Below are 569 nucleotides of genomic sequence, written 5' to 3'. Positions count from 1 at the left end.
CTTAACCTTCGGGAGGGCGCTTACCACTTTGTGATTCATGACTGGGGTGAAGTCGTAACAAGGTAACCGTAGGGGAACCTGCGGTTGGATCACCTCCTTACCTGAAGATACCTTCCCGCGAAGTGCTCACACAGATTGTCTGATAGAAAGATAAAGAAGCAAGACGGCTGCGAAGTCGAGACACGTCAGTGTCCCCTTCGTCTAGCGGTTAGGACTCCGCCCTTTCACGGCGGCAACAGGGGTTCGAATCCCCTAGGGGACGCCACTTGCTTGGTGACAGGTGAAAGGTGTCTCCACGAAGTATCTCAAAACTGGCCTCAGGGTCACGTTTGAGATATTTGCTCTTTAACAATCCGGAACAAGCTGAAAATTTGAAACGACACAGCGTCGCATTCTTCCGTAATAAAGAATGATGACGGTGTGTTCGAGTCTCTCAAAAGCTCATGACACGCAGCGTAAAACGCCTGTGGGTTGTGAGGTTAAGCGACTAAGCGTACACGGTGGATGCCCTGGCAGTCAGAGGCGATGAAGGGCGTGCTAATCTGCGATAAGCGCCGGTAAGGTGATAT

Annotated in this window: 1 tRNA gene and 2 rRNA genes; all 3 read left to right on the top strand. The window is 51.3% G+C overall.

The window, feature by feature from the left end:
- Positions 1–100: ribosomal RNA gene (locus ACPXSQ_RS23005) — 16S ribosomal RNA — on the top strand; the annotation flags it as partial.
- Between the two features lie 90 nt (positions 101–190).
- Positions 191–265 (top strand) — tRNA-Glu (locus tag ACPXSQ_RS23000).
- A gap of 212 nt (positions 266–477) precedes the next feature.
- A 23S ribosomal RNA gene (locus tag ACPXSQ_RS22995) occupies positions 478–569 on the top strand; the annotation flags it as partial.

This window comes from Pantoea sp. EEL5, from assembly GCF_049892805.1.
GTDB classification, from domain to species: domain Bacteria; phylum Pseudomonadota; class Gammaproteobacteria; order Enterobacterales; family Enterobacteriaceae; genus Pantoea; species Pantoea ananatis.
The sequence above is the reverse complement of the archived record's forward strand: the minus strand, read 5'-3'. Positions and strand labels throughout refer to the sequence as shown.